The following is a 26,541-nucleotide window of genomic DNA, read 5'->3' on the forward strand; positions in this document are numbered from 1 at the left end:
CTTCCGGGTTTAGGGTTACTCGTCGGTCACTTGGCCCGTTGCGATGGAGGAACGATGCGTTCGCCGAAGGATTTCTTCGCCCCGCTCGCGGTGGGGGCGCCGGAACCGCTCCGCCAGATCCCCGTGCCTCCTTCGCGGATGATCCACTTCTTCGACCCCAGCAACGAGAAGATGGCCGCCAAGGTCCCGGACATCGCCAAGAAGGTCGACGTCCTGCTCGGGAACCTCGAAGACGCCGTGCGCGCCGACCGCAAGGAGGCCGCGCGGAACGGGCTCGTCTCCATCGCGAAGTCGACCGACTTCGGCAAGACGCAGCTGTGGACCCGCGTCAACAGCCTCGACTCGCCGTGGGTGCTCGACGATCTGATCACGCTGGTCACCGAGATCGGCGACAGACTCGACGTGATCATGGTGCCGAAGGTCGAAGGCGCGCAGGACATCCACTACGTCGACAGGCTGCTCGCGCAGCTCGAAGCGCGGGCCGGGCTCACGAAACCGCTGCTGGTGCACGCGATCCTGGAGACCGCCAGCGGCGTCGCGAACGTCGAGGAGATCGCGGGCGCGAGCCCCCGGATGCAGGGCATCTCGCTCGGCCCGGCCGACCTCGCCGCCAGCCGCCGGATGAAGACCACCCGGGTGGGTGGCGGGCACCCCGGTTACCTGGTGCGCACGGACCCGACCGGTGAGGACCTGAACGAGGGACGCACGACGTACCAGCAGGATCTGTGGCACTACACCGTCGCGCGGATGGTCGACGCCTGCGCGGCGAACGGGATCCTGCCGTACTACGGGCCGTTCGGCGACATCCGCGATGTCGTGGCCTGCGAGGACCAGTTCCGCAACGCGTTCCTGCTCGGCTGTGTGGGCGCCTGGAGCCTGCACCCGGTGCAGATCGACATCGCCAAGAAGGTGTTCTCGCCCTCGCCCGAGGACGTCGCCTGGGCGCGGCGCGTGATCGCCGCCATGGGTGACGGCACCGGTGCGGTGATGATCGACGGGAAGATGCAGGACGACGCCTCGGTGAAGCAGTGCCGGGTGGTCGCCGAACTCGCGGACGCCCTCGCCGCCGACGATCCTGAACTCGCCGCCGCGTACGACGCGGCCACGAAGGAGGCTTCCGAATGAACCCCCGGCGTTCCGTCCTCTACATGCCCGGCGCGAACGAAAGAGCGCTGGAAAAGGCCAAGACGCTGGACGCGGACGGACTCATCCTCGACCTCGAAGACGCCGTCGCGCCCGACGCGAAGGAAGCCGCACGTGAACGCGTTTGCGCGGCCGCGTCGTCGAAGGAGTACGGCAAACGCGAAGTGACCATTCGCGTCAACGGCCTCGACACCGAATGGCACGATGCCGATCTCCGTGCCGCCGCGCAGGCGGGCCCGGCCGCGATCGTGGTGCCGAAGGTGAACTCCGCCGCCGAAGTGCACAACATCGAGCGCGCACTGGAGCTCGGCGGCGCGCCGGACCACACGAAGATCTGGGCGATGGTGGAGACGCCGGTCGCGATGCTGCACGCCGAGGAGATCGCCTCGGCGTCCGAACGGCTGACCGTGCTGGTCATGGGCACGAACGACCTGGCGAAGGAACTGCACGCCGAGTTCGTCCCCGGCCGGGCGCCGCTGCTGGGCGGGCTTTCGCTCGCGCTGCTGGCCGCGCGGGCGACCGGCAAGGCGATCCTCGACGGCGTCTACAACGACGTGAAGGACCTCGAAGGCTTCGAAGCGGAATGCGTTCAGGGACGTCAGTTCGGCTTCGACGGCAAGACGCTGATCCACCCGGCGCAACTGGAGCCGTGCAACCGGATCTTCGCGCCGTCCGAGGAGGAGATCACGCGCTCGCGCAAGATCATCGCGGCGTTCGAGGAGGCGCAGGCGGCCGGGCAGGGCGTCGTGACCGTGGACGGGCGGATGATCGAGAACCTGCACGTGGACAACGCGCGGCGGATCCTGGCGCTGGCCGAAGCGATCGGCGGCTAGGCGGGACGGGTGGCCAACAGCCGCGCGCATGAGCTGTTGGCCGCGATGTAAGCGGCGACTTGGGGAGAGATGAGCGCGGCGAGGTCTTGTACGTCCTTCCAGTGCCCCTGCAGGTCGACGGCGAGTAGGGGCTCATGGTGAGCCACTCGGTTGCGAAGCCGGTGCAAGCGCTCGACGTGCTTGTCGACGTCACGGCGATCGGCACCGGCTCGAAAAGCCAGGTGCAGGTAAGGAATCCACAGCGGGTCGTGGTGACGTCTCGCGGAGAGATATCGCCAGAAGCCGAAACTCAGCTCGGCGATCACCTTTCCTGGCGACGGTGACGCATTCGCGGCGCAGGGACGTTTGGCCTTCGGGGTTGCGTTCTTGATGGCCTCGGCCAGCAACCTCCGGCTCGTCTCGTTGACGTCGTACCGCGTACCGTTCGCCGCCTTCTGCCACCGCGACGGGAAGAGCGTCGTCGCTTGGAAGACCCAGTGTGGCTTCCCTGCCGGGACAGCGCGGCCCAATGCCCGGTCGTAGGCGTTGCGCAGGGCCACCTCCAGGTGGCACAGGTCGTGGTGGAACGCCGCGGATAGCGCCGTGTTCCACTCGTACAACCGCATGGCCTGCTCCCGGTCCTGATTCGCCGCTTGCAAGTAGACCGCGAACCTCGGCTTCGACAACCAGGCCTCGATCCAATCCCCCGCGCGAGCGCTGGTCACTCTCGTAGCTCCTCTGCTAAGCTGACCGACGAATAGCCCCGGATGGCCCCTGACCTGTTGGTCATGTCACCGGGGCTTTGATCTTTCTGATGCCGGTCGGCAAAGCAACTGACTCATGGTCAGGGCCAGGGGCGTGGAGTGGGCCGAAGGGTTTCGTAGGCGGCAGCGGCGCGAAGGACGTCGAGGTCGGCGAAGCGGCGGCCGCTGATCTGGAGGCCGATGGGCTGGTCGTCGCTCGTGTAGCCGCAGTTGATCGAGACGGCGGGCTGGCCGGACATGTTGTACGGCACGGTGAACGCGATGTGCTCGAACGGGCGGCGCGGGTCGTTGGTCGGCGAGGGCCATTCGGCGGGCGGGGCCGAGACCGGGCAGGTCGGGGACAGGACGACGTCGAAGCGTTCGGTCGCGCGCAGGGTCGCGACGGCGATTGCGTCGATCTGCGCGAAACCGCGGTAGGCGTCGACTCCGCTGACGTCGGCGCCGCCGGCGGCCCAGTCGGCGATATACGGCAGGACCTTCGCGCGGCGGTCTTCGGGCAGGGCCGCCATGTCCGACCAGGCGCGGACGCGCCAGAAGGTGTCGAGGCCGTCGAGCATTTCGCGGCGCAGGAACGGCGAAACCGGCTCCACGACGGCGCCCGCGGCCTCGAAGACACGCGCGGCTTCGGTGACGGCGGCGATCGTCTCCGGCAGCACCGGAAGCCCGACACCGGGATCGAGGTGCAGCCCGATCCGCAGGCCCTTGACCTCGGCCGCAAGGGAAGACCAGTCAAGAGACGATGGTGGCAGCGAGAGGTGATCGCGACCGTCCACACCGGACAGAACGCTCATCAGCAACGCGGTGTCGGCCACGGTCCGCGTCATCGGCCCGGCGACGCGGCCGAGGAACGGCGGATCCACCGGTACCCGGCCGAAACTCGGCTTCAGCCCGACCAGGCCGCACCAGCCGGCGGGCAGCCGGATCGAGCCGCCGATGTCGGTGCCGACGTGCAGCGGGCCGTACCCGGCGGCGGCCGCCGAACCGGCACCGGCGCTGGAGCCGCCGGGCGTACGCGTGGTGTCCCACGGATTCCGCGACGCGGTATGGAAACTCGACAACCCGGACGTCAGCATCCCGTAGTCCGGCATGGTCGTCTTGCCCAGCAGGACCCCGCCGGACTCGCGCACGCGAGCGCCCGCCGGGGCGTCTTCGGGCGCGGGTGCCAGCGAGGAGGCGGCCGTGCCGAGCGGGACCGGGGTGCCGCGAGTCGCGATGTTCTCCTTGAGCGTCAGCGGAACGCCGTCGATCGGGCCGAGCGGTTCCCCGGCGTGCCAACGGCTTTCGGATGCCTTCGCGTCCTCGCGTGCGCCGCTCGGGTCGTACGCGTAGAGCGCGTGCAGCTCGGATTCGCGCGCCTCGATACGCGTGAGGACGGCTTCGGTGACCTCGACCGGCGACAGCGTCCCGGCCCGGTACTGCGCGACCAGTTCGACAGCGGTCAGATCAGGCAACTCCGGCACAGCGGGCCTCCTCAAGTCGCGGGTGGTTCGAAGCGGCCGTCGACCGCGGTCCAGCCGCCATCCACCGCCAGCACGGAGCCGGTGACGAACGACGCCGCGTCCGACGCCAGGTAGACGACGGCGCCCGCGAGTTCGTCCGGACGCGCCCATCGGCCGAGCGCGCCTTTGGTCGCGTACGCGTCGTACCAGGCCGGGTCGGCCTTGATCTGCGCTGTCAGCGGGGTCTCGACGACACCGGGCGCGATCGCGTTCACCCGCACCCCGGCCGGGCCGAACTCCGCCGCGGCCGTGCGGAACAGCTGCACCAGCCCGGCTTTCGTCGCCGCGTACGGCCCTTGGCCGGGCTCGACGGTGGTGCCGCGGATCGACGAGAACCCGATGATGCTCCCCCGCCCGCGTTCGACCATCCCGGCGCCGAACGCGCGGACGACCTCGAAGGTGGCGCCGAGGTTCAGCGCGATCACCCGGTCGAATTCCTCGCGCGTGTACTCCAGCAGCCGTTTGCGCACGTTGGTCGCGGCGGTCAGCACCACGATGTCGATCTCGCCGAGTTCCGCCGCCGTGCGCGCTGCCGCGCCGTCCGAGAGCAGATCGATCTCGTACGCCTCGCCGACGCCGGTTTCCTTGGCCGCGGCGACGTCGCGGTCCGCGACGATCACTTCGGCGCCGTGCGCGGCCAGCGCCTTCGCGGATTCGCGGCCGATCCCACTGCCGCCACCGAGGACGACGGCTCGTTTTCCGTCGAGCCGGAACAGATTCTCGTAGCTCACGGGCGCAGCACCGCCATCCTCGTCACGGTCAGTTCTTCGACCGCGAACCGCGGCCCTTCCCGCCCGATCCCGGAGTCCTTCACGCCGCCGTACGGCATGGTGTCGGACCGGAATCCGGGCACCTCGTTGACCACCACACCGCCGACTTCGAGCTCGTCGAGCGCACGGAACGCCGTCTTCAGGGACGTGCTGAACACCGAGGCGTGCAGTCCGTAGCGCGACGCGTTGACCGCGTCGAACGCTTCGTCCACAGAGGACACAGTGCGGACGCAGACCACGGGACCGAAGATCTCTTCGTCCCAGCATTCGACACCGTCGGGCACGTCGAGCAGCACGGTCGGCCGGATCACCGTGCCGTCGACACCGCCCCCGACCAGCCTCGCACCCGCCGAAGTCGCTTTGTCGACCCACTCCTGGACGCGCCTAGTGGAGCCCGGGTCGATCAGCGCCGAGACCCGCGTCTTCTCGTCTCGAGGGTCGCCGATGACGACCTCGCCGAGCCGCGCCAGCACCCGTTCGGTGAATTCCTCGGCGACCGCGTCGACGACCAGCACGCGCTGCACCGAGATGCAGGCCTGCCCGGACGCGTAGAACCCGCCGCGCAGCACGGCGTCCGCGGCCGCGTCGAGATCCGCGTCCTCGGAGACCACCAGAGCGGCGTTGGAACCCAGCTCCAGCAACGTCTTCGTAGGCGCGGCGTCGCGCGCGATCCGGTGCCCGACCAGCGCGGATCCGGTGAACGACACCGCACCGACCCGCCGGTCCGTGACCAGCGCCGAGCCGACGGCCGCGTCGCCGGTGACCAGCTGGACCATCGCGGGCAGGTCGGTCAGCGAGCGCACCAGATGCACGAGCCACAACGTCGCCAGCGGTGTCTGCGGCGCGGGTTTCACCACCACCGGGCAACCCGCGGCGATGGCGGGCGCGATCTTGTGCGACGCCAGCAGCAGCGGATAGTTGAACCCGGCGATGCCGACCACGACACCGATCGGCTTGCGTTTCCAGAACCCGACCAGCCCGTCGCCGGACGGCAGCAGGTCGAGCGGCACGGTCTCGCCGTGCAGCCGCGAGACCTCCTCCGCGGCGGCCTGCCAGGTGACGATCGTGCGCGCGACCTCGACCCGGCAGTCGACCAGCGGCTTGCCGGTCTCGAGGACCAGAAGCTGCTCGAAGTCCGAGCGCCGCGCCTCCAGAGCCGCGGCGACGTCGTTCAGGAGCGAACGCCGGGTCCGCGACGGCATCGCCGCGACCTGCTTGAACACCGCGATGGCCTCGTCGATCGCCCGCGTGGCCAGCTCCGGCGTCCCGACCGGCGACCGGCCGATCTCGCTCCCGTCATACGGGAAGCTCACCGACGAATAGTCCACTGTGGACACCCAGTCGCTACCGATCGGCAGTCCCTCCGGGTATTCAGCCATCGTCCCCTCCCCGCAGCCTTGCCAGCTCGGCCCGCAGATTCGGCGCGGCCGCCAGCAGTTCCCTGGTGTACTCGTGTTCCGGCGCGTCGTAGACCTGGCCGACGTCTCCGATCTCGACGATCTCGCCGTGCCGCATCACCGCGACCCGGTCGCAGACGTGCCGCACCACGCCGAGGTCGTGCGAGACGAAGACCAGCGTCAGCGAGTACAGCTCCACCAAAGACGCGAGCAGGTCGAGGATCTGCTTCCGCACCGAGACGTCGAGCGCGCTCACGGGCTCGTCCGCGATGAGGACGCTCGGTTTCGGCGCGAGCGCCCGCGCGATCGAGATGCGTTGCCGTTGCCCACCGGAGAACTGGTGCGGATAGCGGCCGGCGGCGTCTTCCGGCAGGCCGACGGCCTTCAGCAGCTCCGAAACCCGCGAAGGATCCCGGCGGCCCAACGGTTCGGAGATGATGTCGCGCACCCGCATCCGCGGATCGAGCGAACCCATCGGGTCCTGGAAGACGATCTGCAGTTCCGACCGCAGGAAGCCGAGCCGGCGTTCGGGCAGGTTGTCGATGCGCCGGCCTTGGAACGAGACGCTGCCCGCCGTCGGCTTGTCCAGCGCGGCCAGCAGTCTGACCAAAGTGGACTTTCCGGAGCCCGACTCGCCCACGATCCCGAACCGCTGACCTGCTTCGACGTCGAAAGTGACACCGCGCAAGGCGTGCACATCGCGACGCGTGTAGCGGCGCTCCAGGTCCCGTACGGAGATCATCATCGGCTCGCCTCCAGATCCGAAGCGGCCAGAAGCTTCTTCGTGTACTCGTGCTTCGGCTCGGTGAGCACCTCGCGGGTGGTGCCTGCTTCGACGATCTCGCCGTCCAGCATCACCAGCACCCGCTCGCAGACCGACGCCACGACGGCGAGGTCGTGCGTGATGAACAGCAGCGCACTCTCCCGCTCCCGCACGCCGTCGAGGATCAGTTCCAGGATCTGCGCCTGCACGGTGACGTCGAGCGCCGTCGTCGGTTCGTCGCAGATCAGCAGCTTCGGGTCGTTGGCCAGCGCGATCGCGAGGACGACACGTTGCCGCTGCCCACCGGACAGTTGGTGCGGATACGCACGAGCGACGCCGGGCAGTCCCACGGATGCCAGCAAAGCCTCGGGATCCTTCCCGCCTTTTCGATGGATTCGCATCGGTTCGGCCACCTGCGCGCCGACCCGCATCGCCGGGTTGAGCGCGGTCATCGGTTCCTGGAACACCATCGACATCTCGTTGCCGCGCAGCCGCGACAGGTCCTTCTCCGGCGCGCCCAGCAGTTCGCGTCCGTCGAGTGTCACCGATCCGGACGCCGCGAGTTCTTCGGGCAGCAGCCCCATGATCGACAGCGCCGTCAGCGACTTCCCGGAACCCGACTCGCCGATCAGCCCGACCCGCTCACCGCGTGCGATACCGAACGAGACGCCGCGAACCAGGCCGCCGATACCGAGACCGTGTACTTCGAGTGTCATAGCCGGGCCGCCAATCGGGGATCGAGACGATCGCGGAGGCCGTCACCGAGCAGGTTGAAGCCGAGGACGGCGATGGCGATCGCGACGCCGGGCACGAGCGCGAGCCTCGGGTGCAGGGTCAGGAACATCTGCGATTCCTGGAGCATCCGGCCCCACGACGGCGTCGGCGGCCGCGTGCCGAACCCGAGGAACGACAGCGCCGCTTCCGCGAGCACGGCGATCGCGAACGACACCGACGCCTGCACGATCAGCAACCCGGAAATGTTCGGCAGTACGTGCCGCGCCGCGATGTTCAGCCGCGAACGCCCGGCCGACCGCGCGGCCAGCACGAACTCGCTGCTCATCACCTGCAACGTGCCCGAACGCGCGATCCGCGCGAACGACGGGATGGTCGCGATGCCGATCGCCACCATCGCGGTCAGCGTGTCCGCCCCGAACACCGCGCCGAACATGATGGCCAGCAGCAACGCGGGGAACGCGAGCACGAGATCGTTGACCCGCATGACGAACTCGCCGAGCCAGCGCGACGACATCCCCGCGAGGATGCCCAGCGGGGTCCCGATCACCGCGGCGATGCCGACCGCGACCACACCGACGTACAGCGTCGTCCGCGCGCCGACCATGAGCTGGCTGAGCACGTCGCGGCCGAAACTGTCCGTGCCCAGCGGATTGGCGCCGCTGAAGTCGTGCAGCCGGTTGGCCGCGTCGACCTTCACCGGGTCGAACGGCGTCCACACGAACGAAAGCAGCGCGGCGACGACGATCAACGCGACGAGCACACCACCGATCACGAGACTGCGGCTACGCATCAGGAACCCCGCAATCTCGGGTCGAGCACCGTGTAGAGGACGTCGACCACGAAGTTCACCAGCAGCACGCCGACCACCAGGACCAGCACGATCCCCTGCACGGACAGCAGATCCCGCGACGCCACCGAATCGAGCAGCATGCTGCCGAGCCCCGGCAGGACGAACACGCGCTCGACGACGACGGCGCCGATCAGCAGGGTCGACAGTTGCAGGCCGAGCACCGTCACCACGGGCACGGCGGCGTTGCGCAGACCATGGCGGAACAACGCCGGGAACGGCCGCAGGCCCTTGGACCGCGCTGTGCGCAGATAGTCCTGGCCGAGCGTGTCGAGCACCGCGGACCGGACATAGCGCGTGAGCACGGCGCCCTGCACGAGTCCCAGCGACAAGGCGGGAAGAACGAGTCCGCGGAGGAATTCGCCCGGGTCCTGCACGGGCGGTGTCCAGCCGCCGGAGGGCAGCCAGCGCAGCTGCACCGCGAAGATCTGCACCAGGATGATGCCGGCGAGGAACGCGGGGATCGCGACGCCGATCTGCGACAGCCCGGAAACCGCGGTGCCGTCGGCACTCCGATGCCGCACCGCGGCGAACGTCCCGGCCGGGACGGCGATCAGCAGCGCCACCAGCATCCCGGCGCCGACCAGCCACAACGTCACGCCGAGGCGGTCGGTCAGCGCGGGCCCGATCTCCTCGCGCGTGACGTACGAGCGGCCGAAGTCGCCTTGCAGGACACCGCCGATCCAGTCGAAGTACTGCGTCACCAAGGGCCTGTCGATACCGAATTCGGCGCGTGTCTTCGCGACCAGCTCCGGAGTCGCGTTGACGCCGAGCGCGACCTGCGCCGGATCACCCGGCAGCACGGCCATGAACAGGAACACCACGATGGACGCGACCAGCACACTGGCCACGAGGATCCCCAGGCGGCGGAGCACCTTGACCGTCATCGCGGCGCCAATCCCGTGAGATCGAAGGACTCGCTGACCTGGTTGCGGACGAACCCGGTCACCTTGTTCTTCGCCACGATCACGTTGGGGAACAGGAAGAGCCAGTCCGCGGCGGCGTCCTCGGTCAGCCGCCGGGCGACCTGGCGCATCGCGTCGACCTGCTCCTGGGGCGTTCCGGCGTCGGCCTTCGCGAGGTTCTGCTGAACGGGCTTGCTGTCGTAACCCCAGTAGTACTTCGGCCTGCCGAAGGTGACGATGTCGCGCGCCTCGACGTGCTGGATGATCGACAGGTCGTAGTCGCGGTCGGTGAAGACCTGCTTGAGCCACACCGCCGGGAAGTCCAGCGGCTCGATCGTCACCGTGACCCCGACGTCCGCCAGCTGCGACGCCACCACCTGCGCGGACGAGACGGCGTACGGCAGGTTGGGAATCCTCAGCCGCAGCGAGGGATTGGGCTGCCCTGCTTCGGCGAGCAGCGCTTTCGCCTTCGCGGGATCGAACGGGTACGCGTTCGAAAGGTCCTCGTACCAGGGATCCGTCGGCGGGACCATACTGCCGATGAGCGTGCCGCGACCGCCCCAAGCCGTGTCCAGCAAGGCCTTCCGGTCGATGGCGTACGACAGCGCTTTTCGTACCCGGACGTCGTTCAACGGCGGGCGCGAGTTGTTGAACGCGAGCGTGACCTCGCTGTTCGTCGTGCCTTCGACGACGGTGAACCGGTCGTCGCTCTGGAACTGCGGGATCGAATCCGGCACGGTGATCGCGGAGATGACGTCGATCCCGTTGCTGAGCAAGGCGTTGTTGAGCGCCGTCGGATCCTTGATGTACTTGAGGACCACCGTCGAGTAGGCCGGTTTCCTGCCCCAGTACGCGGGATTCTCCTTGAGCACGATCGAATCGCCACGCCTGCGCGAGGACACCGTGTACGGCCCGGTGCCGATCGGTTCGTTCGCCAGATCCGCGACACCGGTACGGCTGAACATCGCGCCGAGACGGCTGGTGAGGCTGAACAGCCAGCCGTTGCTGGGCTTGGTGAGCACGACCCGCGCGTGGTCCGGGGCCACGACGTCCACCCGGTCCACGACGTCCATTGTGGACTTGATCGACACGGTCCAGTCGGTCTTCACGCGCATCAGCGAGAACTTGACGTCCTCGGCGGTGAACGGTGCTCCGTCGCTGAACATCGCGTTCTTCCGGAGCTTGAAGTCGTAGGTCTTACGGTCTTCCGAGACCGTCCACGATTCGGCCAGCAGCGGCACGATCTTCGCGTCCGCGTCGAGTTTCACCAGGCCCTCGTAGACGTTGTAGAGCAAGGCCTGCGGGATGGCGGCGCCGTCCGTGCGGGTGAAGTCGAAGTTCGCGGGTTCGGCGGTGTAGCCGATGGCGAGCGTGCCGGGATCCTTGGCGACCGTGGCACTCGATCCGGCGGAGCAGCCGGACGCCACCAGCAGTAACGCCCACACTGCCGCGTGAATCCGGGCTTTCATCCTGCCCCCTGACCGGTAGACTGGTCTGACCAGTAAACCAGACGAGACGGCAGGGTCAAGATGGAATTCGAGCCGGTCGCCCCTGTCCGCGCGTACCAGCGTGTCGTCGAACAGATCGAGGAAGCCGTGTTCAGCGGCCGGATCAAACCGGGCGACCGGCTGCCGAGCGAACGCGAGCTGATGGTCCAGTTCGACGTCGGCCGCTCGACCGTGCGCGAGGCTCTGCGCGTGCTGCAAGCAGCGGAAATGATCCGCTCGCGCCCGGGCGACCCGCGCGGGCCCGAGGTACTGGCCGCCTCCCCCGCCGCGTTGCACCGGTCGATGCACCGGCTCGCGCGCGCCGACCACATCGGCCTTTCCGAGCTGTTGCAGTTCCGCATGGTCCTCGACGGTTCGGCACATCTGCTCGCCGCGCAGCTCAGGACCGATGACCATCTCGCCGAGCTCGGCGCGGCGCTGGAGGCGATGGGCGAGGGCGTGTCGAAGGGGTTCGCTGAGTTCTCCCACGCGGACGTCACGTTCCACGAGGCCATCGCCCGCGCGACCGGGAATCCGCTGCTGGTGATCAGCGGCGAGGTCGTCCGCGGTGTCGTACTGGAACTCATCGAGGACAAGCTGGAACACGCCGACGACCGGACGGCACTGATGCGCAACTGGCTGGCGCACCACGAAGAGGTGCTGGGAGCCATCCGCGACTCCGACGGCGAGCGTGCGTCGCGTCTCGCGAAACAGGCGCTGTACGACAACTACGCCGAGTACGTCCCCGAAGAGCAACGTCGCCTCTTGCGCCCATTGCTCGCTTGACCCGCCTCTACACTCGCTCAGGTGGGGGATGTCAAAAAGCCTTCGACAGCACGCCAAGGTGTCGGTCTCGCCCTGTCCGGCGGCGGTTACCGCGCGATGTTGTTCCACACCGGGGCCCTGTGGCGGCTCAACGAACTCGGCTGGCTGTCGAAGATCTCGACGTTTTCGAGTGTCTCCGGCGGCTCGATCGCCGCAGGCGTGCTCGCGTACGCGTGGTCGGACCTGAAGTTCGAAAACGGTGTCGCGGACAACTTCTCCGACAAGGTCGTCGCGCCGGTCCGGAACCTGGCACGCACCCGGCTCGACATCCCGGTCACCTTGCTGGCCATGGCGATTCCCTGGCGGAGCGCCGGCGAGGAACTGGCGCGGGTGTACGCGAAGCACCTTTTCGGCGACTGTTGCCTCAAGGACATCGACCCCGCCGGCCCGCAGTTCGTCTTCACCGCGACGAACCTCCAGGACGGCGCGCTGTGGTGGTTCTTCCGGCAGAACGGACCGCACGGGAACATCCCGCTCGCGACCGCGGTGGCCGCGTCTTCCGCGTTCCCGCCCATCCTTTCGCCCGTCGTGATCCAGGATCCGCATTCGGACGACCGGAAACGCAAGATCGTGCTCAGCGACGCCGGCGTCTACGACAACCTCGGCCTGGACCCGGTCGAGGGGCACGCGACGGTGCTCGTCAGCGACGCGGGCAAGCGGATGAAGGTCAGGCGGAAGGTCCCCCGCGACTGGGGGCGGCAGCTGCTGCGCGTCCTCGACGTGATCGACAACCAGGTGCGCGAGCTGCGGCGGGGCGCGCTGCTGAAGTCCTATGTGGAGAAGGATTTCGGTGGCGCCTACTGGGGTGCCTACGTCGATCTGGAGAACTTCGAGCTCAAGGATTCGTTGACGGCGCCGGTGGATCTCACGCACAAGCTGGCGGAGACGCCGACGCGCCTCACGAAACTGCCGGAAGTGCTGCAGGAGCGGTTGATCAACTGGGGTTACGCGGCCTGTGACGCGGGGATGCGGAAGTGGGTCGACACCGAGGCGGCCGCTCCCGACGGGTTCCCGTTCCCCGCTGCGGGCCTGGGCTGAAAGCGTCCTTCACCGCGTCAGACGTGACGAAAGGGCCCTTCACCGCATCGGATGCGGTGAAGGGCCCTTTCAGCCCACGTCAGGCGACGAGGTTCGCGTAGACGATGATGTTGTCCTTGTAGCTGTGCTCTTCCTGGTCGAAGACACCGCCACAGGTGATCAGCCGCAGCTGCGGCTTGTCCGTGTTGCCGTAGACCGCTTCCTCGGGGAACTGGTCCTTGGGGACCTGGTCCTTCTTCTCGACCACGAACTTCAGGCTCTTGCCGTCGCTGCGGTCGACGAGGACCTCGTCACCCGGGTTGACGTCCTTGAGCTTGTAGAAGATGCCCGGCTGCTTGTTGCCGTCGACGTGGCCGAGCAGGATCGCCGGGCCGACGTCACCCGGCACCGGGGAGAGCTGGTACCAGGCTGCCTGCATCGGCTTCTTCGCCGAGGGGACGGCCATCTTGCCGTCCTTGTTGACCGCGACGGCGATCAGGTTCGACTCCGCGCCGATCTTGGGGATCTTCACGTTCGTCGGCCTGGTGCCGCTGAAGGGCTTCGTGACCGGGACGGTCGATTCCGCCGGAGCCTGCTGTGCCGCGGGCGCCGGGTCGTCGGAACCACAACCGGTCAGTGCGAGGGAAAGGACCAGGGTGGCCGCGACCGCGCGGCCACCCCTCCTCAGGAACTTCATCGACATCGATCAGGCCGCGGTGGCGCCGAAACCGGTCTCGATGCCGCCCTTGGGGGCGTACTTGACCTGCTTCTCCGGCTTGCCCGGGGTGGCCGCGCCGCCGCCGATGGGCGCCTCGAACTCGATGTCCGCCTTGCCCGGCTTGCCGTCGCAGGTCCAGGTGAAGGTGCTGGAGTTGCCCTTGAAGGACTTCTTGACCTTCACGATGTAGACCCAGTACCGGCCGTCGTCCTCGGCCTGGTTGCCGTACACGGTGTCGAAGTCCGGCGCCGAAACGTTCGTCGGCTCGCCCGACTCGCAGGCGATGACCAGCGCGCCGATACCGTTCTCACCGATGTAGCCGGCGCCGACGTTGTCGACGTAGGGCTCCTCCGGCGGGGCGGTGGTGGTGGTCGGCTTCTCCGAGGTGGAGGTCGGCGACGGCTTGCCGGAAGTCGGCTTGCCGCTGCTGGTCGGCGTCGGCTCGTGCGAGGACGACGAGGCCGGGGCGCTCGACTCCGTCGGCGTCGAGGTCACGTCGCCACCCGGCGACGAAGGCGAGGGCGCCGAGGAGGGCGCTTCGCTCGACGGAGCCGGAGGCGTGGTCGTCGATTCGGTCTGCGCCATCGCGACCGGCGTCACGGCCAGCGAGATGACGGCGCCGGCCAGCACCGCGCCCGCGAGGCGGCCCAACGTCTTCTTCAAAGTGATCTCCCAGTGGAAACATCGCAACACAGGGTGACCCCCACCCTGCGACCACCCGAAAGGAATCCCACGTTCGGGTGACAGCGTGATCCTGCCGGAAAAGTACAGCGGGCCGTAGCGGAAAAGTCGTGACAAGAACCACGGGGAAAACCGGTAACACGGGAATGTCCCAGCTCGATACAGGGGCCCGAAAGTCGCTCAGCAGAAGGAAATCCCGCAGCGCTGAAGGAATGTTAACACCCGGAGGGCCCGAACGGTTGCAGTGCGGAAGTATTTTTTCGCCGACCGAGGACCGGCCTGGAATCGCCGGTTTTCCTGGCCGGGTCTCCCTTTTTCGAAGACTCTCCGCAGGCGCGCCACCGAAGGTTCACACGTTCGGACCACGTTTCGGTGAAGTTCTGACCATTCATTGCCGGATATCGGTGCCGGGCAACCCGAAGGTCACGATCAGAACACCAGGAACAAGGCCACGGCGAGGGAGAGCGCTCCGAGAAGGCCCGCGCCGAACAGCCAGGCCTTCGGCGACGTCCGGTTCCGCACCGCCCGGCCGCCGCCCACGACCGCGATCAGGAGACCGAGGCCGAACCCGATGGCGGGCAGGAAGGTGGCGAAGGTCCGGTTTTCCGCGGCGCAGGCCCAGACCGTGTCGCTCGGGCAAGGCGACGCCGCGAGTTCGGCCAGCAGGCCCGCCGCGACGATCGCGAGGAAGCCGAGCACCAGGAGCCAGAACAGGCCCCACAGCAACTGACCGAGCCGCCGCGGTGGTTTCGTCTCGTCCACGTGCTCAAGCTAGCCGAGCGCCGAGGCCAGATCCGTCCACAGATCTTCCGGATCTTCGAGCCCGACGCTGAACCGGACGAGCCCGGCGGGCACGTGGGCGTCACCTGCCAGCCACGCCCGCCGCTCGACCAGGCTCTCCACGCCGCCGAGGCTGGTGGCGGCACGGATCAGCCGCAGCGAACCGATGACCTTGTCCGCGATCTGGGCGTCCGGGAGTTCGAACGCGATCATCGTGCCGGAGCCGGGATAACGCACCCGGGTGACGGCAGGGTGGTCGACCAGGCGCGCCGCCAGCAGCGCGGCCGTGCGCGTCTGCTCGGCGAGCCGGACCGGGAGCGTCCGCAGCCCCCGCAGGGCCAGCCACGCTTCGAGCGCTCCTGGCGTCGCCCCCAACCTGGTGCGCGCGTCGCGCAGGTCCTTCGCGACGCCTTCGTCGGCCGCGATGGTCAGGCCGAGCAGCAGATCGCTGTGACCGCCGATGAGTTTCGTCGCGCTGTGCACGACGATGTCGGCGCCGAGCTCCAGCGGCCGCTGCCCGAGCGGGGTGGCGAACGTGTTGTCCACGGCGACCAGGCCGTTCGCGGCGGCGGTGATCGTCTCGATGTCGATGACGTCGAGCGTCGGGTTGGTCGGCGATTCGAGCCAGAGCAGGTCGGCGTCCGCGGCGGCGACCCACGCGGCCGTGTCGTCCGGCGCGATCTCGGTCACCACCAGGCGTCCCGTGCGCTGCGCGTGCGCGAGCAGGCCGCGTGACCCCGCGTAGGAGAACGTCGGGACACAGACCCTCGCGCCGACCGGCAGGGTGTCGGCGACCGCGCTGAGCGTCGCGATCCCCGAGGCGAACGCGGTGGCGTGCCCACCTTCGAGCGCGCCGATCGCGGCTTCGAGGGCCTCCCAGGTCGGGGTGCCGTCCTCCCTCGAATACGCGCGATCGGCGCCGGCGTCGAAAGTGCTCGCGGCGACGATCGGCACGTTCAGCGGTTCGCCGGGGCCCTCCGGGCGTCCGGCGGCGACGGCGAGGGTGCGGGGTGACCAGTCGTTCGTGTCCACCCCGCCACCGTAACCTTCCCCCGCTAGTGGGCGTACACCTCGAACTCGTAGAGGGAGTAGCCGTACTTCGTGCCGCGCTGGACACCGGCCATCCGGACATGGCGGGCGTCCACGGCTTCGAAGGCGACGTTGTCCTGTCCGCCGTCTCCGTCCACTATGGACGCCACGTCCCGCCAGTTCGTCCCGTCGGACGAGACCTGCACCTTGTACGCCTTGCCGTACGCCGATTCCCACCGCAGGACCACCCGGGAGACGCGCTGCACCGAGCCGAGGTCCACGGTGATCGACTGATCGTCGCTCCAGCCGCTGGCCCAGCGCGTCGACAGGTTCACGTCGATGGCGTTGGACGGCGGCGAGTTGTACCAGCCCGTCTCGTGGCTGGTCGCGCTCACCGAGCGGCCGGTGGCGAGATTGGCGATGTTGTCGCCGCGTTTCGCCGGGAATTCGACGACCTGCTGGAAGGTCGGCCGGTTCTGGGTGCTGATCTTGTCCTGCGTGATGCCGCCGAGGGCGCGGTGGATGATCGTGTCGGCGCACCACTGATCGCCCGCGGCGCAGTCGCCGTCACCGGGGTAAACGGTGTTGGCCGGCTGCGCGGCCGCCTGCGTCAGCGAGTCGAGCAGCACCTGACGGCAGGCAGTGACGTCACCACCGCCGCAGTACTTCACGGCGAGCGGACCGGCGACGGGCTGGCCGAGCACCGAACGGATGTCCTTGTGGACGTAGCCCCACCAACCCGCCTGGTACGACGAACCCGCGTGCGACTGGCCGACGTGCTTGCCGGGGACCTCGTTCTGCCAGCCCGACGGCGACTCGTTGATCTTCAGCACCCCGACCATGGCGCCGTAAGCGTCGCCCATGCCGGGTTTGAACTGGGCGTTCACCAGCAGGGGCCACCAGGCGTCCATGATGCGGATCGCGTCGGCGTTGGCGTAGACCTTGCTGCCCGGCGAGGTCTCCGACCGCAGCCCGCCCGCCGCGAGCCAGGTCTTCAGCTTCGCCACCGCGTCCGCGGCCGGACCCGTCACCGGCGCCTTGTCGATCACCTTGAACAGTTCCGGCAGCACCTTCTCCGCGCGGAGGTCGGCGAGCGCGGCCTCCTCCATGGCCTGCGTGAGGTTCACCCGCGTCACCTTGGTGCCGCTGGAGATCATCTTCTTGACCCGCGCGTCGATCAGATCGCCGCGGTGCACGGAACTCTTGTCCGCGCCGCTGGCCGCGTACCCGTTGGCCTGCGCGTTGTTCCAGCTGATGTAGTAGTCCTGGTTGATCGACTGCGGATGCTGCGACGACGGCGTGTAGTTCGCGAGGTTGCCGTCGGGGTTCCAGCCCTGCCAGTCGAATCCGGCGTCGCCCCGCACCGGCATGGCCGGGTCGACGTTCGGATTGCGGACCGGGTTCGAGCCCGAGTTGAAGTACGCGACGTCACGGGAGTCGGCGTAGAACCAGTTGTAGGTCTGGTTGACGTCGGCCGCCGCGGCCTGGAAGTCCTGCGCGGATTTGATCGCGTCCGGATCGTTGAACTTCTGGAAGCCGATGATCGTGTCGATCTCGTGCTGGAACGTCGACCGCAGCGAGGCGTACGCCACCGGCTTGCCACCGACCAGCGCCCGGCTCGTCACCGGCCCGTATTTGGTCCGGAAACTGCGCAAGGTGTACGAACCCGCCGCCGTACCGTCGGCGACGGTGGGCTTCCAGGCGTTCTTGCGTTCGACGATCTCGAACGGCAGGCACTGGCCGCGGAACCGGTAGAAGTTGGAGTTCTTCGTCGGCACGGAACCGTTCTGCTCGCACAGTTCGACGGCGTAGGTGTCGACGATGTCCTGCGACGCCGAGGTCGCGCTCCACGAGTAGTCCTTGCCGCGGCCGAGCAGCACGTACATGCTGATCCCCGCGAACGAGGCACCGCGGGCACTGATGCCCGGACCCTGGATTTCCTGCAGCATCAGCAATTGCGGCGCGAAATAGCCGGCCTGCGGGCCGAAGACGGCGACCGGGTGACCACTCGCGGTCTTGGCGCCGGAGACCACCAGTGCGTTGGACATGCCGTGCTTCTCCGACAGCATGTTTCCCGGCAGGACGCCGTCGTCGAAGATGCCGCGGACGGCCTTCTGGTCCTCGGGGGCGGGCACGTCCACCTTGGCGGGTGTCGCCGTCCCGGCGGAACCGGTCGGATCGAAGACCAGCTGCTGCCCGGTGACCGAACCCTTGTCCGGCATCGCGGCGCCCTGCGGGTTCGACGGCGCCTTGCCATAGTCGAAGGTCTGTCCATTGTGGAGCGTCTTGACGGTCTCGGGGTCGTCCTCGGACCGGAGGCTCTTCCAGACCTTGTCGCCCTGTTCGAGACCGTACTTCTCCTGCATCGCCAGCTTCGCGATGGCGTTCTGCACCTCCCCGCCGCCGCCGGCGCCGAACTGCGCTCCGACGACCGCGGCGAGGACGACGAGGTCGGTGAGCTTGAACGGCTCGATGGTCCCGGCGTTCGTGATCGCGTCGACGTGCCCGGTGAGCACGTACTCGCCGGGGAAGTAGCGGCCGCCGTGCGCGTCGGAGATGTACTTGTTGACGCCTTGGACGTAGGCCTCGGCGTCGGCCTTGCCCTGCGCGCCGCGCGGACCGCTGGCCGCGGCGTTGTCGATCTGCTTCTGCAGTTCCTGTTCGGTGTACGGCGCCGAGGAGAAGAAACTCTGCTCGAGTTCGCGGTTGCCCTGGGCGCCCCCGGCGAACGAGGTCAGCTGACCTCGGCCGACGCGGCGCATGATGTCCATCAGCCACAGGCGGTCCTGGGCGGCGGCGTACCCGGCGCCGTACATCGTGCCCGGCCGCGTCGTGCCGACGATCCGGGGCACGCCGGTCGCCTTGTCGCGGGTGATCGTCACGTCCGACCGCGGTTTGATCGTGCTCTCGACCTGCCCGGACGGAATCCCGAACGAAGCATCGTTGAAGAACTGGTTGATCTTGTCCGTGGTCAGCGTCTTGTAGCCGTCGGCGAGCGAGGCGTATTTGCCGAGCTGATCGGCCGAATGCGCGGGCCGGGTGCCGAACGCCTTGTGCGCCAGGATCTCCGCGAGGGTGGCGTTCCCCTTGGTGCCGGGCGGGAGGATGTCACCGCACTGGCCGCCGCAGTAGTCGTCGAGCGCGGCCGCCACCACCGAGTTCGGTGGTGCTTCCGCGGCGTTCGCCTGAAGTGCCGGGACGGTGCCCGCCACCAGCGTCAGCCCCGCCAGCGTCGTCAAGACCCGTATGCCTCGTCGCATGAAAGACCTCCGTCGTCGGAGAGTGACGAGGCGCACACTACCCACGGGTATCCAAATTTGTGAAGACTATTCGCGTTCTTGCCACCGTTCGGCGGAACACTCGACCTGCGGACCCCGGACCTGCACAGGTAGCTTGTGGGCATGTCTTCGCAGAAGCCCCAGATCGACCGCCCCGAGGGGCCCGCACCCTCCGAGCTGGAGACGACCGACATCTCCGTCGGCGACGGCCAGGAGGCCAAGTCCGGCGACACCGTCACGGTGCACTACGTCGGCGTCTCGCACTCGACCGGCGAACAGTTCGACGCGTCGTGGGACCGCGGCGAGCCGCTTCGCTTCGGCCTCGGCGCCGGCCAGGTCATCCCCGGCTGGGACCAGGGCGTGGCCGGAATGAAGGTCGGCGGCCGTCGCAAGCTGACCATCCCGCCGCATCTCGCTTACGGCGAGCGCGGCGCGGGCGGCGTCATCAAGCCGAACGAAACCCTGATCTTCGTCGTCGACCTCGTCGGCGTGAACTGACCCACACCCCCGCACCACCAAGACCCGGCCCCCGGCCGGGTCTTTCTTATTTGAAGCCCCCACCATGCCAACCCCAACCGACCGCACCGTGGGGGGACCGGGGGGCTCGGCCCCCCGGGTACTGACGACCGACGACCTCACGAAAGAGGCCCCCGTCGCGGAGCGAGGGGGGCCTCGAACAAGAGTGGGCGAGGAGGGAGTTGAACCCTCACGTCCTTTCGGACACACGGACCTGAACCGTGCGCGTCTGCCATTCCGCCACTCGCCCGAGTGCTTCGTTCTCTGACAGCTCGCAAAGCTTAGCAGGCGGATTTCACGGGTTTCACCGGGGGCCGTGTCCGACTGGCCGTACCCGGATAGGATCGACGGGGAAGCACACGTGTGAGGAGGTTGCCCGGTGGGCCGCGTTGAGCGCTTTGATAGGCGGCTCGAGAACCTCGTGGGCAATACCTTCGCGCGCATGTTCGGTGGCAACGTCGTCACGCAGGAAGTGGCGGTGGCGCTTGAGCGCGAGAGCGAGGAGAACGTTCGTGAGCTGGCCGGTGGTCGACAGCTCGCTCCCAATCACTACATCGTGTCGTTGGGGCAAGCTGATCACGAACGTATGGCCGGCGACGAGCGTCGGGTCACCACGGTGCTGGCGGAGGCGGTCAAGGAACACCTCGCCGAGCACGGATGGGACACCTATGGTGACGTCGTAGTTTCGCTCGAGCGCAACGAGGCGCTGCATACTGGACAGTTCAAGACCCGTTCGTCCGTCGATCCCGACGTCAAGCCCCACGGCGCCGAAGGTTCGCCACGGTCGGCACGACCCAGCAACGCAGGAGACCCAGCAATGAGCCAGCCCCCCGGCTACGGCCAATACGACCAGGGTGACCCGTACGGCCAGCAGGGCCAGTACGGCTACGGACAGCAGGCTGGCCAGCAGCAGCCCGGGTACGACCAGGGTTATGGCGGCCAGCAGCAGGGCGGCTACGACCAGGGTTACGGCGGCGCGCAGCAGCCCGGCTACGACCAATACGGCGGTGCCCAGCAGCCCGGCTACGACCAGGGCTACGGCGGCGGCGCCGCGCAGCAGCCCGGCTACGACCAATACGGCGGTGCCCAGCAGCCCGGGTACGACCAGGGTTATGGCGGCGCGCAGCAGCCGGGTTACGACCAGTACGGCGGCGCCGCGCAGCAGCCCGGGTACGACCAGGGTTACGGCGGTGCCGCGCAGCAGCCCGGCTACGACCAGTACGGCGGCCAGCCGCAGCAGGGCGGGTACGACCAGTACGGCGGTGGCCAGCAGCAGTACGGCCAGCCCGCCGCGGACCCGTACGCGCAGGGCGGCGGTTACGGCGGCCAGCCGGCGGCCGGTCGTCAGCTCTCCGCGAGCCTCCAGCTGGACGACGGCTCGAACCGTTCGTACTCGCTGAAGCAGGGCGGGAACGTCGTGGGCCGCGGCCAGGACGCCGACTTCCGGCTCCCGGACACCGGCGTCTCGCGCCGTCACCTGGAGATCACCTGGGACGGCCAGAGCGCGACGCTCGCGGACATCGGTTCGACCAACGGCACGACCGTCAACGGCACCCCGGTGCAGACCTGGCAGCTGGCCGACGGCGACGTGATCCGCGTGGGCCACTCGTCTCTCGTGTTCCGTACGCAGGGCTGACCGGCGGCGTCCGGAGGGGGTATCGCAGAATTGCGGTGCGGGACCTGTGGTGGATCGGCACCTCGGGTCGTACGCGGAGAGCAGCGCTGTCCGGAGCCGACCATCCCGGACGGCACGGGCTCTCCGCGGCGTACAGGAGAAACGGGAGCGGACACAACAAGTGCCAGAGCTGGTCGTTCAACTCACCAGGGTGGGCTTTCTCGTGCTGCTCTGGCTCTTCGTGTTCGCCGCGTTGCGTGTCGTCCGGTCGGATCTGTACGCGGCCTCCGGGCTGCGAGTCGCCGTCCCGACCTTCGGCCGCAAGAAGAAGAAGGAAACCAAGAAGCCGCGCGGCGGGAAATCGCCGCAGCAGCTGCTCGTGACCCATGGTGCGCTGGCAGGAACCAGGATCGCCTTGGACGGCAGGCCTATCCTGATCGGCCGCGCCGACGACTCGACCCTGGTGCTGGACGACGACTACGCGTCGACCCGCCACGCCCGGATCGCCCTGCGCGGGGAGGATTGGTACGTGGAAGATCTGGGCTCGACGAACGGGACGTACCTCGACCGGGCTAAGGTCACGGCACCCCTCCGGGTCCCGCTCGGAGTCCCCATCCGGATCGGCAAAACGGTGATCGAGCTTCGCCCATGACTCTCGTCCTCCGCTACGCGGCTCGCAGCGACCGGGGCCTGGTGCGTTCCAGCAACCAGGACTCCGTGTACGCCGGTCCCCGCCTGCTCGCCCTCGCCGACGGCATGGGCGGTCACGCCGCGGGTGAGGTGGCCAGCAAGGTCGTCATCGCCTCCCTCGCCCCACTCGACGACGACGATCCGAGCGACGACCTTCTCGCTCAACTGCGCGAGGCCGTCCAGAACGGCAACGCCGCCATCGCCGAGCTCGTCCAGCAGGACCCGGACCTCGACGGGATGGGCACCACCCTGACCGCCGTGCTGTTCGCCGGTTCGCGGATGGGTGTCGTGCACGTCGGCGACTCGCGGGCGTATCTGATGCGCGGCGGTCAGTTCTCGCAGATCACGCGGGACGACAGCTTCGTCAACGAACTTCTCGAACAGGGCCGGATCACGCCGGAAGAGGCCGCGGTGCACCCGCAGCGGTCGCTGCTGCTGAAGGCGCTCACCGGGCACGAGGTCGAGCCGAGCCTGACCGTGCGCGAGGCCCGCGCCGGTGACCGATACCTGATCTGCTCGGACGGCCTGTCCGGCATGGTCAGCGACGAGACGCTGTCCGAGGCGATCCAGATCCCGGATCCGCAGGCCTGCGCCGACCGGATGATCGAGCTGGCGCTCAAGGGCGGCGGCACCGACAACGTCACGGTGATCATCGCCGACGTCGTCGACGTCGACTTCGGTGAGGACGCGCCCATCGTGGGCGGCGCCGCCGGGGACGGCAGTGACGAGTTCCACCAGGGCGACTCCCCCGCCGCCCGTGCCCGCGCGCTGACCCAGCCCGCGCCGCAGCCGCGGCCCGAGGTCCAGCCCCAGCAGGAGGACCCGAAGGTCAAGCGCCGGAGGCGATTTCGCTGGCTGGCGGGAGCTGTGGTCGTCCTGATCGTGCTGGCCGCGGCGGCGATCGCCACGCGGTATTTCGTGCTGAGCCAGTACTACGTCGGCGAGGGTCCCGGCGAGGAGGTCGTGATCTACCGCGGCGTCCCCGGCAGCGTCCTCGGCATCGACCTGCACGCCTTCGAGCAGGGTTCGTGCCCGCCGGGCGGGCTGTGCACCGACAAGCTCTTGGTGCCGGCGCTGCAGGAGGACGCGCGGATCGCGGTGAAGAACGGCGTCAAGAAGGACAACCTCGACGACGCCCGCAAGTACATCGACGACTTCCTGCGGCCGCACAAGCAGCTGGCCGACTGCAAACCCAACTCCAGCTCGACTTCCACGCCGCCCACCGAATCGGCCGCCCCTTCTACCCCCGCCTCGCCGAGTTCGGCGAATCAGCCAGCGGGGAGGGACTGCTCGACGCCGACCACGGCAGCACCAGGGGGCGGTAACTGATGAGCACGCCGCTCGCCGATCCGGCTTCGGCCCAGTTCGCCACGAACCCTCCGCGCGAGCTGCCCAAGCGGCGCGGCACCGAACTCGTCCTCCTCGCGTTCGCGACCTTCATCGTCACCGTCGCGCTCGTGCTGGTGGAGGCGAACCAGGAGCAGGAACTCACCAGCTCGATCATCTGGCTGGGACTGTCGTACCTCGCGGTGCTGACGGCGGCGCATCTGGCGGTCCGCCGCTGGGCGCCGTACGCGGATCCGGTGATCCTGCCGTGTGTCGCGCTGCTGAACGGGCTCGGCCTGGTGATGATCCACCGGATCGACCTGGCGCTCGCGGAACGCGCGATCCAGCAGGGCAAGGAGTACACGCCGGACGTCACCAAGCAGGTGCTGTTCACGGCGATCTCGCTGGTGCTGTTCGTGGTGGTGCTGGTCGTGATCAGCGATCACCGCACGCTGACCCGCTACGGCTACACGTGTGGCCTGGTCGGGATCGTGGCGCTCGCGCTGCCCGCGGTGCTGCCGTCGAGTCTGTCGGAGGTCAACGGCGCGAAGGTCTGGATCAAGCTGCCGTTCTTCTCGATCCAGCCGGGCGAGTTCGCGAAGATCCTGCTGATGATCTTCTTCGCCTCGTTCCTGGTGACGAAACGCGACCTGTTCATGGTCGCGGGCAAGCGGATCGTCGGTGTCGAGCTGCCGCGTGCCCGTGACCTCGGCCCGATCCTCATCGCGGCGGCCGCCTGCCTCGGCGTGCTGGTGTTCGAGAAGGACCTCGGCACGTCGCTGCTGTTCTTCGGTGTCACGCTGGTGATGCTGTACGTCGCCACCGAACGGGTCATCTGGGTCGTGCTGGGGGTCGGCTTCTTCGCCGCCGGCGCGATCATCGCCTACAACCTGTTCACGCACGTCCAGCAGCGCGTCCGGAACTGGATCGACCCGCTGGCCACCTACGACGACCCCGGCGGCGGCTACCAGGTCGCGCAGGGGCTGTTCGGGCTCGGCACCGGCGGCGTCGGCGGAACCGGCCTCGGCGCCGGACGGCCGGACATGGTCCCCGAGGCCAAGACGGACTTCATCACCACCGCGATCGGCGAGGAACTCGGCCTCATCGGGCTCACGGCGATGCTGATGTTGTACCTGATCCTGGCGATGCGCGGGATGCGCAGCGCCCTCGCCGTGCGCGACACCTTCGGCAAACTCCTCGGTGGCGGTCTGTCGTTCGCCCTGGTCATGCAGATCTTCGTCGTCGTCGGCGGTGTCACGAACCTGATCCCGAACACCGGGATCACCGCCCCGTTCCTCTCCCGCGGTGGTTCTTCACTGCTCGCGAACTACATCCTGGTGGCCCTCCTGCTCCGAATCTCCGACGCCGCCCGCAAACCCGCCGTGCGGCCGAAGCCGCAGCAGCCGCAGGCGCCGCTCGCCGAAGCGCACACGGTGATGGTCCAGCGGCCGCCCGCGACCGGTGAGGGGAGCCCCTCGTGAACACCCCGCTCCGCAAGGTCGGTGTCGCCATGCTCGTCATGGTGGTGCTCCTGATGGCCAACGCCACCTACATCCAGGTGGTCAAGGCCGACGACTACCGCACCGACTCGCGCAACGTGCGCGTGCTCTACGACGAGTACTCCCGCCAGCGCGGGCTGATCGTGACGCCCGACGGCGCCGCGCTCGCGAAGGTCGACCCGTCGAACGACAAGTACAAGTTCATCCGGACCTACGCCGACGGCCCGATGTACGCGCCGGTCACCGGCTACTACTCGATCAACTACGGCTCGGGCGGCCTGGAGCGGTCCGAGGACGACGTCCTCAACGGTTCCGACCCTCGGCTGTTCGTGCGGCGCCTTTCGGACATGGTCACCGGCCGCGACCCGCGCGGCGGGAACGTGCGGCTGACGATCAACCCGGCCGTGCAGAAGGCCGCGTACGACCTGATGACGCAGAAGGGCTACACCGGCGCGGTGGTCGCGCTGGAGCCCAAGACCGGGCGCATCCTCGCGATGGTGTCGACGCCGTCGTTCGACCCGAACAAGCTGGCCTCGCACACCACGAAGGAGCAGGTCGCGGCCTGGTCGCAGTGGCGCGACGATCCGAAGAAGCCGATGCTGAACCGCGCGATCTCGGAGACGTACCCGCCGGGTTCGACGGCCAAGCTGCTGGTGACCGCGGCCGCGCTCGAGGACGGCAAGACCGCCGACATGCCGGTCAACACCGCGCCCAACGTCAAGCTCCCCGGCACGCAGACGACGCTGGAGAACTACGGCGGCGCGGCCTGCAAGGGCAGCACGCTGAAGGAAGCGCTGCGGTACTCGTGCAACGTGCCCTTCGCCGAGATCGCGGGCGAGCTCGGCAAGGACAAGCTGAACGCCACGGCCAAGAACTTCGGCATCGGCGAGGATCTGACCGTGCCGATGCGGGTCGCCGGCTCCTCCCTCGGCCCGCTGGAATCGAAGGCGGCCCTGTACCAGAGCGCCATCGGCCAGCGCGACGTGCGGCTGACCCCGATTCAGGACGCCCTGCTTTCGGCGACCATCGCGAACAACGGGATGGCGATGAAACCGCAGCTCGTGCAGTCGCTGCTGGCGCCGAACCTGTCGACCATCGAGGACTACACCCCGACCGAACTGACCGGTGACGCCGCGATGTCCAGCGCGAACGCCGCGATCCTGCGCGACATGATGCTGGCGTCGGAAGAGAACACGAAGGGCGCCGGCAAACGCGGCGACATCCAGATCGCCTCCAAGACCGGCACCGCCGAGCACGGCAACGACCCGAAGAACACCCCGCCGCACGCCTGGTACACCGGGTTCGCGCCGGCGATGGACCCGAAGATCGCCGTCTCGGTGATCGTCGAGTCCGGGGGTAACCGCGGGCTCGAAGCGACCGGTGGCACCGTGGCCGCGGAAATCGGCCGCGCCGCCGTCAACGCCATGCTCGGGGGTGGATAGCGG

24 protein-coding genes and 1 tRNA gene are annotated in these 26,541 nt (G+C 68.5%); 10 read left to right on the forward strand and 15 right to left on the reverse strand.

Annotated features, from left to right (window positions below; all coding sequences use genetic code 11):
• Positions 1-54 precede the first annotated feature (54 nt).
• Positions 55-1,125 carry an HpcH/HpaI aldolase/citrate lyase family protein gene (locus BLW75_RS24080; protein WP_034324281.1) on the forward strand — a complete coding sequence of 357 codons (1,071 nt, stop codon included), beginning with the start codon at positions 55-57 and terminating at the stop codon, positions 1,123-1,125.
• Positions 1,122-1,976 (forward strand): HpcH/HpaI aldolase/citrate lyase family protein, encoded by an 855-nt coding sequence (locus BLW75_RS24085; RefSeq protein WP_034324279.1) that lies wholly within the window; start codon positions 1,122-1,124, stop codon positions 1,974-1,976. Before BLW75_RS24080 ends, BLW75_RS24085 begins: the two co-directional genes overlap by 4 nt.
• Here BLW75_RS24085 and BLW75_RS24090 read toward each other — a convergent pair.
• The 9 genes from BLW75_RS24090 to BLW75_RS24130 form a co-directional block, all read right to left on the reverse strand.
• Positions 1,973-2,680, reverse strand: a complete 708-nt coding sequence (locus BLW75_RS24090; protein ID WP_034324276.1) for an Abi family protein — start codon at positions 2,678-2,680, stop codon at positions 1,973-1,975. The two genes, BLW75_RS24085 and BLW75_RS24090, sit on opposite strands and share 4 nt — an antisense overlap.
• Before the next feature lie 119 nt (positions 2,681-2,799).
• A complete protein-coding gene (locus BLW75_RS24095) occupies positions 2,800-4,179 on the reverse strand; it encodes an amidase (protein WP_034324274.1) in 1,380 nt (459 codons plus the stop codon).
• An 11-nt stretch (positions 4,180-4,190) separates the two neighbouring features.
• The gene (locus BLW75_RS24100) at positions 4,191-4,949 is read right to left on the reverse strand and encodes an SDR family NAD(P)-dependent oxidoreductase (RefSeq protein ID WP_034324271.1); all 759 of its coding nucleotides are present in this window, start codon (positions 4,947-4,949) and stop codon (positions 4,191-4,193) included.
• Positions 4,946-6,367, reverse strand: a complete 1,422-nt coding sequence (locus BLW75_RS24105; protein ID WP_034324269.1) for an aldehyde dehydrogenase family protein — start codon at positions 6,365-6,367, stop codon at positions 4,946-4,948. Before BLW75_RS24105 ends, BLW75_RS24100 begins: the two co-directional genes overlap by 4 nt.
• A complete protein-coding gene (locus tag BLW75_RS24110; RefSeq protein ID WP_198935864.1) occupies positions 6,360-7,130 on the reverse strand; it encodes an ABC transporter ATP-binding protein in 771 nt (256 codons plus the stop codon). The genes BLW75_RS24105 and BLW75_RS24110 overlap by 8 nt, the downstream gene beginning before the upstream one ends.
• A complete protein-coding gene (locus BLW75_RS24115; protein WP_034324267.1) occupies positions 7,127-7,864 on the reverse strand; it encodes an ABC transporter ATP-binding protein in 738 nt (245 codons plus the stop codon). The genes BLW75_RS24110 and BLW75_RS24115 overlap by 4 nt, the downstream gene beginning before the upstream one ends.
• Entirely contained in the window at positions 7,861-8,673 is an 813-nt protein-coding gene (locus BLW75_RS24120; protein WP_034324262.1) for an ABC transporter permease, read from the reverse strand. Before BLW75_RS24120 ends, BLW75_RS24115 begins: the two co-directional genes overlap by 4 nt.
• Entirely contained in the window at positions 8,673-9,617 is a 945-nt protein-coding gene (locus BLW75_RS24125) for an ABC transporter permease (RefSeq protein ID WP_034324258.1), read from the reverse strand. Before BLW75_RS24125 ends, BLW75_RS24120 begins: the two co-directional genes overlap by 1 nt.
• Positions 9,614-11,104: an ABC transporter substrate-binding protein gene (locus BLW75_RS24130; protein WP_034324256.1), complete on the reverse strand. Its 1,491-nt coding sequence runs from the start codon at positions 11,102-11,104 to the stop codon at positions 9,614-9,616. Before BLW75_RS24130 ends, BLW75_RS24125 begins: the two co-directional genes overlap by 4 nt.
• Positions 11,105-11,164: 60 nt before the next feature.
• Between BLW75_RS24130 and BLW75_RS24135 the strand changes: the two genes are divergently transcribed.
• Positions 11,165-11,908, forward strand: a complete 744-nt coding sequence (locus BLW75_RS24135; protein WP_034324254.1) for a FadR/GntR family transcriptional regulator — start codon at positions 11,165-11,167, stop codon at positions 11,906-11,908.
• Between the two features lie 21 nt (positions 11,909-11,929).
• A complete protein-coding gene (locus BLW75_RS24140; protein ID WP_034324252.1) occupies positions 11,930-12,985 on the forward strand; it encodes a patatin-like phospholipase family protein in 1,056 nt (351 codons plus the stop codon).
• A gap of 79 nt (positions 12,986-13,064) precedes the next feature.
• Here the strand turns inward: BLW75_RS24140 and BLW75_RS24145 are convergent, their stop codons facing one another.
• From BLW75_RS24145 to BLW75_RS24165, 5 genes are all read right to left on the reverse strand, one after another.
• Positions 13,065-13,667, reverse strand: coding sequence for a class F sortase (locus BLW75_RS24145; RefSeq protein ID WP_034324249.1), 603 nt, complete (start codon positions 13,665-13,667; stop codon positions 13,065-13,067).
• A 3-nt stretch (positions 13,668-13,670) separates the two neighbouring features.
• Positions 13,671-14,345, reverse strand: coding sequence for a hypothetical protein (locus tag BLW75_RS24150; protein ID WP_034324247.1), 675 nt, complete (start codon positions 14,343-14,345; stop codon positions 13,671-13,673).
• 447 nt (positions 14,346-14,792) lie between these two features.
• A complete protein-coding gene (locus tag BLW75_RS24155) occupies positions 14,793-15,125 on the reverse strand; it encodes a hypothetical protein (protein WP_034324245.1) in 333 nt (110 codons plus the stop codon).
• A gap of 9 nt (positions 15,126-15,134) precedes the next feature.
• Positions 15,135-16,175, reverse strand: a complete 1,041-nt coding sequence (locus BLW75_RS24160; RefSeq protein WP_034324244.1) for a trans-sulfuration enzyme family protein — start codon at positions 16,173-16,175, stop codon at positions 15,135-15,137.
• Between the two features lie 23 nt (positions 16,176-16,198).
• Complete coding sequence (locus BLW75_RS24165; protein WP_198935863.1) at positions 16,199-19,432, reverse strand: penicillin acylase family protein; 3,234 nt, start codon at positions 19,430-19,432, stop codon at positions 16,199-16,201.
• Positions 19,433-19,573: 141 nt separating this feature from the next.
• Here BLW75_RS24165 and BLW75_RS24170 point away from each other — a divergent pair, with 141 nt between their 5' ends.
• Positions 19,574-19,948, forward strand: a complete 375-nt coding sequence (locus tag BLW75_RS24170) for an FKBP-type peptidyl-prolyl cis-trans isomerase (protein ID WP_034324241.1) — start codon at positions 19,574-19,576, stop codon at positions 19,946-19,948.
• Between the two features lie 185 nt (positions 19,949-20,133).
• Here BLW75_RS24170 and BLW75_RS24175 read toward each other — a convergent pair.
• Positions 20,134-20,216, reverse strand: a tRNA-Leu gene (locus BLW75_RS24175).
• A gap of 129 nt (positions 20,217-20,345) precedes the next feature.
• Here BLW75_RS24175 and BLW75_RS24180 point away from each other — a divergent pair.
• The 5 genes from BLW75_RS24180 (at position 20,346) to BLW75_RS24200 (ending at position 26,538) form a co-directional block, all read left to right on the forward strand.
• Positions 20,346-21,602, forward strand: coding sequence for a DUF3662 and FHA domain-containing protein (locus BLW75_RS24180; protein WP_091598244.1), 1,257 nt, complete (start codon positions 20,346-20,348; stop codon positions 21,600-21,602).
• A gap of 160 nt (positions 21,603-21,762) precedes the next feature.
• Positions 21,763-22,233 carry an FHA domain-containing protein FhaB/FipA gene (locus tag BLW75_RS24185; RefSeq protein ID WP_034322017.1) on the forward strand — a complete coding sequence of 157 codons (471 nt, stop codon included), beginning with the start codon at positions 21,763-21,765 and terminating at the stop codon, positions 22,231-22,233.
• The gene (locus BLW75_RS24190; protein ID WP_034322013.1) at positions 22,230-23,600 is read left to right on the forward strand and encodes a PP2C family protein-serine/threonine phosphatase; all 1,371 of its coding nucleotides are present in this window, start codon (positions 22,230-22,232) and stop codon (positions 23,598-23,600) included. The genes BLW75_RS24185 and BLW75_RS24190 overlap by 4 nt, the downstream gene beginning before the upstream one ends.
• The gene (locus tag BLW75_RS24195) at positions 23,600-25,078 is read left to right on the forward strand and encodes an FtsW/RodA/SpoVE family cell cycle protein (RefSeq protein WP_034322009.1); all 1,479 of its coding nucleotides are present in this window, start codon (positions 23,600-23,602) and stop codon (positions 25,076-25,078) included. Before BLW75_RS24190 ends, BLW75_RS24195 begins: the two co-directional genes overlap by 1 nt.
• Positions 25,075-26,538, forward strand: a complete 1,464-nt coding sequence (locus BLW75_RS24200) for a peptidoglycan D,D-transpeptidase FtsI family protein (protein ID WP_034322005.1) — start codon at positions 25,075-25,077, stop codon at positions 26,536-26,538. The genes BLW75_RS24195 and BLW75_RS24200 overlap by 4 nt, the downstream gene beginning before the upstream one ends.
• Positions 26,539-26,541 lie beyond the last annotated feature (3 nt).

Source organism: Amycolatopsis lurida, from assembly GCF_900105055.1.
Classification (GTDB): Bacteria; Actinomycetota; Actinomycetes; order Mycobacteriales; family Pseudonocardiaceae; genus Amycolatopsis; species Amycolatopsis lurida.